Source organism: Pseudonocardia sp. HH130630-07, from assembly GCF_001698125.1.
GTDB lineage: Bacteria > Actinomycetota > Actinomycetes > Mycobacteriales > Pseudonocardiaceae > Pseudonocardia.
On record NZ_CP013855.1, the window covers coordinates 51,658 to 58,953 of the forward strand.

Annotated in this window: 7 protein-coding genes; 2 read left to right on the forward strand and 5 right to left on the reverse strand. The window is 72.2% G+C overall.

The features are described from left to right. Positions 1-47: 47 nt before the first annotated feature. Together phnF and AFB00_RS29435 are read left to right on the forward strand one after the other, a co-directional pair. Positions 48-782 (forward strand): phosphonate metabolism transcriptional regulator PhnF, encoded by a 735-nt coding sequence (gene phnF / locus AFB00_RS29430; protein ID WP_068800826.1) that lies wholly within the window; start codon positions 48-50, stop codon positions 780-782. Positions 783-821: 39 nt separating this feature from the next. Further along, positions 822-1,004 carry a hypothetical protein gene (locus AFB00_RS29435; protein ID WP_068800827.1) on the forward strand — a complete coding sequence of 61 codons (183 nt, stop codon included), beginning with the start codon at positions 822-824 and terminating at the stop codon, positions 1,002-1,004. Between the two features lie 156 nt (positions 1,005-1,160). Here AFB00_RS29435 and AFB00_RS29440 read toward each other — a convergent pair whose 3' ends face one another. The 5 genes from AFB00_RS29440 to AFB00_RS29460 form a co-directional block, all read right to left on the reverse strand. Further along, positions 1,161-2,816, reverse strand: a complete 1,656-nt coding sequence (locus tag AFB00_RS29440) for a (2,3-dihydroxybenzoyl)adenylate synthase (protein WP_068800828.1) — start codon at positions 2,814-2,816, stop codon at positions 1,161-1,163. After that, positions 2,813-4,165 (reverse strand): salicylate synthase, encoded by a 1,353-nt coding sequence (locus tag AFB00_RS29445; RefSeq protein WP_083276205.1) that lies wholly within the window; start codon positions 4,163-4,165, stop codon positions 2,813-2,815. Before AFB00_RS29445 ends, AFB00_RS29440 begins: the two co-directional genes overlap by 4 nt. A 60-nt stretch (positions 4,166-4,225) precedes the next feature. Continuing rightward, complete coding sequence (locus AFB00_RS29450) at positions 4,226-5,224, reverse strand: ABC transporter substrate-binding protein (RefSeq protein WP_068800829.1); 999 nt, start codon at positions 5,222-5,224, stop codon at positions 4,226-4,228. Between the two features lie 90 nt (positions 5,225-5,314). After that, positions 5,315-6,013, reverse strand: coding sequence for a formyltransferase family protein (locus AFB00_RS29455; RefSeq protein WP_068800830.1), 699 nt, complete (start codon positions 6,011-6,013; stop codon positions 5,315-5,317). Further along, positions 6,010-7,293 (reverse strand): MFS transporter, encoded by a 1,284-nt coding sequence (locus AFB00_RS29460; RefSeq protein WP_231974574.1) that lies wholly within the window; start codon positions 7,291-7,293, stop codon positions 6,010-6,012. The genes AFB00_RS29455 and AFB00_RS29460 overlap by 4 nt, the downstream gene beginning before the upstream one ends. Between the last annotated feature and the right edge of the window lie 3 nt (positions 7,294-7,296).

The following is a 7,296-nucleotide window of genomic DNA, read 5'->3' on the forward strand; positions in this document are numbered from 1 at the left end:
GTGAACCCTCGGGAAACGGGGCGGCCGGGAGATACAGTGCGGACACCATGACCCCGCAGACGCGTTCGCCGAGCGGCTACTCCACGTGGCGGCTCATCGCCGAGGAGCTCCGGAGCGAGATCGTCGACGAGTCACTTGCACCCGGTACCCGTCTCCCCACCGAACGTGAGCTCGTCGAGCGGTTCGGCGTGCACCGCCACACGGTGCGACAGGCCGTCGCCACGCTCGCGACCGAGGGTCTCGTCGCGCGACGTCAGGGCAGCGGCACCTTCGTCGTCGAGCGGCCCCGGCTCGTCCACCGGATCGGGCTGCGCACGCGGTGGAGCGACAGCCTCGGGCACCGTGCCGACGCCTCGCCGGGGGTCCTGCTCGAGGCCGGGCCCGACCCCTGTCCCCCCGCCGATGTCGTGATGTCGCTCGATCTTCACGAGCGGGCGGCGCTGCGCACCGAGATGGTCCGGTCCGTGGACGGGCTGGCCCTAGTCCGCACCACGGACTGGTTCGTCGCCGCGGCGGTCCCGGACTTCGCACGGCACTACCGCGACGTCGGGGGGTCGACCACCGCCGCGTTGCGCGCCATAGGGATCGACGACTACCTCCGCGTCTCGAGCACGATCACTGCACGGCTGGCGACGTTCGCGGAGTCGACGGATATGGACCTGCCCGGCGGAGCGGTGGTCCTCGTCGTCCGTGGCCTGGACGCGCTACCGGATGGCACCCCCTTGCGCTATGGGATCTCCCGCTTCCGCGCCGACCGCGTCGAGCTCAACGTCGACACGTGACCGGCGCCTGGTCACAGCCGGTGCTCGGCCACTGCACGGGTGATCCACCTCGCGTGCGACCTGGTGCGCACGGCGTCCTCCGCAGCGACCGAGGAGCAGAGCGCCGAGCACGGCCAGGTGCACGAATCGGCTCATCATCGCCTCGATCTGACAGCCCTTTTCAACCTGACCAGCGAGCTTCTGCGTCAGGAGATCGCGAAGGTTGCAGCGCAACTGCTCTGACCACAGCTGCACAGGTCACCGGCTCGCCAGCTCGGCGTCTGCACCCACACAACCAGGCCCCTGAGCTGCCGGAACGGCAGGTTGAAAAGGGCTCAGTGGGCCCGTCGCCACCGTGGTCGGTCCAGGACAGCTCGATCCCGTTCAGCCTCGTCACGGTCATCGGGCACCATCGCGCAGCTCGGCGGCCAGCACCCGCTTGTCGATCTTTCCCACCGCTGTGAGCGGCAGGTCCTCGCGGACCACGACACGGTCCGGGTACATGAACCGGGCCAGCCCACGCCCGGACAGGAAGCTACGCAGGGCACGGCGCGAGGGCGGTCGTACGCCCGGGACCGGGCGAAGCACGACGCAGACCGCCTCTCCCAGGTTAGGGTCGGGGACCCCGAGCACCGCGGCCGCCGCGACGTCGGGGTGGGCGAGCACATGGTCCTCCAGGACGGTCGCAGCCACGTTCTCCCCGCCTCGGTTCACGACGTCCTTGATGCGGCCCTCGACCACCAGGTAGCCGCCGGGCAGGCGGCGCACGACGTCCCCGCTGCGGTAGAAGCCGTCCGGGGTGAACGCCACCGGGTCGATCTCGCGGGCCCGGTAGTAGCCCCGCAGGGTGTACGGGCCCCGGGTCCACAGCTCGCCGGGCTCGCCGTCGGGCACGTCTACGCCGTGCTCGTTGACAACACGGACCTCGTCCGCCGGGCTGAGGGGGCGGCCCTGGCTGACGGCGACGAGGTCGTTCGGGTCGTCGAGCCGGGTGTAGTTGAGCAGTCCCTCGGCCATGCCGAAGACCTGCTGAACCGCGGCGCCGAGCTCGGGGCGGACCCGTCGGGCGAGGGTCTCGTCGCACTTCGCGCCGCCCACCTGGACCAGGCGCAGCGACGACAGGTCGGTCCCGCCGGGGTGCTCGCCGACGACGTCCACCCAGAGCCGCAGCAGCGGCGGCACCATCGCAGTGACCGTGACGCGTTCGGCGCCGACCAGGGGCAGCGTGATGTCCGGACTCGGGACGGGGGCGAGCACCACCTGTCCCCCGACCCCCAGTGTGCCGAGCAGCCCGGGGCAGGCGAGTGGGAAGTTGTGCGCCAGCGGCAGACAGGACAGATAGACGTCGTCCGCGGTCAGCCCGCAGACCTCGGCACTGGCCCGGGCGTTGTAGGCGTAATCGCGGTGGGTACGCGGGATCAGCTTCGGATTGCCGGTGGTGCCGCCGGAGACGAGCAAGACCGCGACCTGGCCGGGGTCGGCGCGGGGCAGCGGGTCCTCCGACCCCGCGGGCAGTGTCGCGAGCGCGACGGTGCCCGGGATCGGGTCGCCGTCGACGAGCACGTGGCGCAGCGAGCCGACCTCGGCGGCGACGTCGAGCCCGAGCCTGCGGTAGTCGAAGCCCTCGACGACGTCGGGTCCGACGTAGGCGACGGCCTCCGACAGCGCGGTCAGGTGGGCGATCTCGGCGTGCCGGTGCGCGGGCAGGGTGAGCACCGGGACCGCGCCGAGCCGCAGCAGCGCGAACAGCGTGACGACGAAGCCCGCGGTGTTGGGCAGGTGCACCACGACCCGATCCCGGGGGGCGATGCCCAGCGCACGCAGGGCCCTGGCGCGCTCGTCGGCGCGATGGTCGAGGTTGGTGTAGGAGATCCGCTCGTCACCGGCCACGATCGCGGTCGCGTCACCATGGCGCCGGACCGCCGCCGTGAGCAGTCCGCCGAGGGTCTCCTCGCGCCAGTAGCCCTCGGCGACGTAGCGCTCGCGCAGCTCGGCGGGCCAGCCGACCGCGCCGTCGAGCAGATCTACCTCGGCCGGTGCCGGTCCGGTGCTCATCGGCGCACCTGCTCGCGGGCGATCAGGAAGCGGCTGACGCTACGCAGCTTCTCCCGGGTCTCCTCCAGCTCGCGGTCCGGATCGGAGGTGCCGACGATGCCGGCTCCGGCGCGCAGCCAGGTGCGGCCTTCCTGCTGGTAGAGGGTCCGCAGGGCGAGTGCGGCGTCGAGGCCGCCGTCGCCGTCGATGGTGAGGACCGCACCGCTGTAGAGGCCGCGCGGCCCGTCCTCGTGCCGGGAGATGGCGGCGCAGGCGTTGGTCTTGGGCAGCCCGGACGCGGTGACCGCGGGGAACAGGCGGGCCAGCGCGTCCCACGCTGTCGCGCCGGGACGCAGCCGGCCCCGGACACGCGATGCGAGGTGTTGGACGCTGCCACGCGGGACGACGTGCATGAAGCCGTCGACGTGGACCGACCCGGGGGCGGCGACGTCGGCCACCTCGTCCTGGGCGGTCTGCACTGAGACGGCGTGCTCGTAGATCTCCTTGGGATCCTGCAGCAGCTCGTCCCGCAGCGCGCCGTCGACGAGATCGTCGCCGTGCCGGGCACGCGTGCCCGCTAGCGGTTGGGTCGAGAACGCGCCGTCATCGGTGACCTCGACGACGGTCTCCGGGCTGAACCCGGCAGCGGTGAGTCCGCCTAGCCGCAGCAGGAACGACCGCGCGGGCGTGTTGTTGCGCCGGCCGCGCTCGTAGGTCGCGACGAGGTCGACGTCCCCGGCGACGGGCACCGCACGGGACAGGATCACCTTGCGGAACCGGTCGGCGTGGATCTCGGAGATGGCGGTGGCGACGATCCGGCGGTAGCGGTCGGCGCCGTCGTCCTCGTCGACCGGGATCGGCGTACCGCGCTCAGGGCCGGGGGTGGCTTCGGAGACCGCGCGACGGAGGTCCCGGGCGCGCTCCGGGTCGTCGGTGTGGACGATGTCGGTACCCGTGGTGGACACCCTGACCTCGGTCGTCGGCAGCACGAGACGGAGCAGGTCGCCGGCGCCGGCGGGCACCGGCAGGCCGTGGATCAGGTAGGACAGCTCGAACGCCGCCCACCCGTAGGCACGTCGCCCGGCGGGCACGAAGTCCCCGACAGCGGCGGCGATCCGGTCGAGTGCGGTGCCGTCGATCGGCTCGGTCCGGGTACGGCCGTGGACGTCGGTGACCCGCAGGCCGGTGGGGGTGACGACGAGCTCGGCGGCCGCGCCCAGCGCGACCCCGACGACACGGTCGCGCTCGTAGAGAACGAACGGCTCGGCAGGGTCGACGAGCCGGGCCAGCGCGGCTCCCCCGGCGATCGGGTCGACCGCCGGGGCCGTGCCGGGGATGTCCCTGTGGGGGCTGTCGGTGGCAGTGGACATATGAGTCGTCTCCTGTTCGTGGTGACCCACGCACCGGCTGCGGGCACGCCGGGTGCCGGGTCAGCCGGTCGCGGCGCCGACCTTCTTGAGGACGTCGACCTGGCGGTCGATGGTCCAGGGGATGTTGAGGACCGAGGGGTAGTTCTCGGCGACCGCGCCGGCCTCATCGGACTCGAAGTGGCGCTGCTGCTTCACGACGTCGAGGCCGGCGAACAGCGGATCGGCGAACAGCTGGGACCGCAGGTCGGCGTTGGCGAACGACAACGACAGGTAGTCGACGTCGAGCAGGCCGATCTGTTCGGCCGACAGCGACCGGTTCTTCACGTTCGCGGCGATCTCCGGGTCGATCCTCAGCCCGAGAGCCGCGTAGACCTGGGGCATCGTGGTCGTGGAGTCGGTGGGGACGACGAACGTCCCGCGCTCGTAGTAGTAGGCGGTGGCGTAGGTCTTCCCCCGCAGGCCGGGGATGGCCGCGGCCGTGTCGGCGATCTTCTTCTCGACGCCCTGGACCACGCGGGCGACATCGGCTTCCTTGCCGACTGCCTTGCCGATCAGCGCCGCGTTCTCCTGCCAGGTGTCGGAGTTCCAGCCCTTCTGGTAGGTGACCGTGGGCGCGATCCGGCTGAGCTGCGGGTAGAACTTGTCGATCGTGCTGAGGTTGGTCGCCAGGATGACGTCCGGGTCGAGCGCGGCGATCTTCTCGAGGTTCACCTCCTGGGACGGCTCGACCACGGCCGTGCTGCCCGTGAAGTCGACCTTGCCCTCCTCCCACGGGTACGGCTTGCCGGGGGTGACGGCGTTCTCGTTGTGCCCGATGGTGGTGATCCCGATCTGGCTCAGCAGGTCCTGCTCGTAGCTGAGCGCCACGATCCGGGTGGGCGCCGCCGGGATCGTGGCCTCGCCCAGCGCGTGGGCGATGGTGACCGGGAACGTCCCGGAGCCCTGACCGCCCGCGGGCTGGTCGCCGCCGGGCTCCGCAGCGCTGCCGCAGGCGGTGAGTGCAAGCAGTGTCAGGATCGCGAGCATCGCGCCGCTGACGATCCTCCTGGTTCCGTGCATGGCCGTCCTCTCCTGTTCAGTGTTTAGGCGAACCTGAGTCAGGATCGGTCTGCCGACGATCATCGCCCTCTCTCAGATTCATCACGTTCGTCACGTTCCGGCCGTGCCCCAGGCCAGCGCGGCCTCGGGGTAGACGTCGGCGAAGAAGCCGAGCTCGGTCGCCCGGTCGTACCTCGGGTGGTCGCGCATGCCGGTGATGGCGCGGGCTTCGGCGACGCCGTAGTAGCCGGGCATTCCGTCGGGCCGGTACGGCGTCGGTCCGACGCCGGCGACGACCGCGTCGAGGTGCTCGGTGAACACCTCGTGCGCGGCGTCGACGAGGTCGGTCATCACGTCCTCGAAGACGGCGTCGTCGTCGATGGGGAACCGGGACTCGGCCAGCACCGGTCCGGTGTCGATCCCGGCCTCTATCCCGTGCAGGGTCGCCGCGAACTCCCGCTCGCCGTTGAGGATGGCGTGGGCCACCGTCGCGAGCGGGAGTCCCCGGTAGCCGGGCAGCGGCCCGCCGTGCACGTTGAGCATCCGCAGACCCGAGCCGAGCAGGCCGTCGCGCAGCAGGAACGGGTTGTCGAGCGACCACAGCAGCCCGTCGCCGCACCGGGCCGTGAGGTCTCCGGCCAGCCCGTCGAGCGCGGCGCCGTCGGCGACCTCGTGCACGACGACCAGGGCAGACAGCCCCTCGGGTGCGGCGCTGCGCGGGCCGTGGCAGACCGCGTCCACGGTGTGCCCGCGGTCCAGTGCGTACCGGACGGCCCGCCACAGCAGTGCCCCGTCCCCGACGAAGATCATGCGACTCGCTCCTCGACCGACTCCCGGGTGATGCGGCGCAGCGGACGCAGCAGGGCCCCCGCCAGGAACGCGACCACCGTCATCACGGCGTTGTAGACCCACAGGGCGTCGGCGTCGCCGACGATCCCCCCGACCGTCCCGGCGACAAGGGCGCCGACCGCGGCGCCGCCCATCGCCTGGGCGGAGAACAGGCTGTTGACCCGCCCGAGCAGCGCGTCGGGGGTGCTCAGCTGCAGCAGCGCGTAGCGCAGCACCTCCTCGACCGCGTTGACCGCGCCGGCCGCGACGAGCGCGACGAGCGTCAGCCACAGCGCGGGGGCGGCACCGGCCAGCGCGTAGAGGGCGAAGCACCCGACCATCAGCGCGAGCAGCAGCAGCCCGGGCCGTGGATGGCGCCGGACCCAGCCGCTGGCCAGCGAGCCCAGCACGACGCCCAGCGCGAGCGCGGCGTAGATCGCGCCGACGGCGACCGGGAGACCGTCGAAGCGAGCCGCGACCAGCGCCGGGACCAGCACGACCGAGCCGCCGCCGAGCATGCCCACCACCCCGGCGACCATCACCCCGAGCACCGCGGGCTCGCCCAGGACGAACCGGCCACCGGTGCGCAGCGCGCGCAGCGGGCCCTCCGCGGTGTCCGGGGCAGACCCGTCCGCGCCGGGAGCCTCCGGATCCTCGACCGGGGGCGTCGCGATCCGGCCGTGGCCGGGCCGCGGGGTGACCGCGAGCAGCAGCCAGGTAACCGCAGCGGCCGCCGCGCCGGCGACGTAGTTCCAGGCAGCGGAGCCGACAGCGAAGGTGAGACCGCCGAGGACCGGGGCCAGAACCGAGCCCAGCCGCAGCGACACGGTGTTGAGCGCGCCGACCGCGTGCAGCTTCGAACGATCCACGATGGACGGCATCACGGCGAGCATGGCGGTGATGCAGACCGATCCGGACAGCCCATTGGCCGCGACGAACAACGCGGTGAGCGGGGTCGACTCCCACACCGCGGCGTTGACGGCGAGCAGCGCGAACGAGGCCCCACTCAGCGCCCAGGTGATGCGGACGAGCCGCCAGCGGTCGGTGCGGTCGGCCAGCACGCCACCGGCGAGGAACCCGGTCAGGAACGCGACCGACTCGACGGCGGACACCAGCCCGACGGTCGGGGTGGAGCCGGTGCGGGTGTAAACCTCCAGCGGCACGGTCACCGCGACGACGCCGACCCCGAACAGCAGGATCGTGCGCCCGACGAACAGGTTCCGGAAGGTCCGGTCCTCGCGCAGCGGGCTGAGGTCAAGCATGAT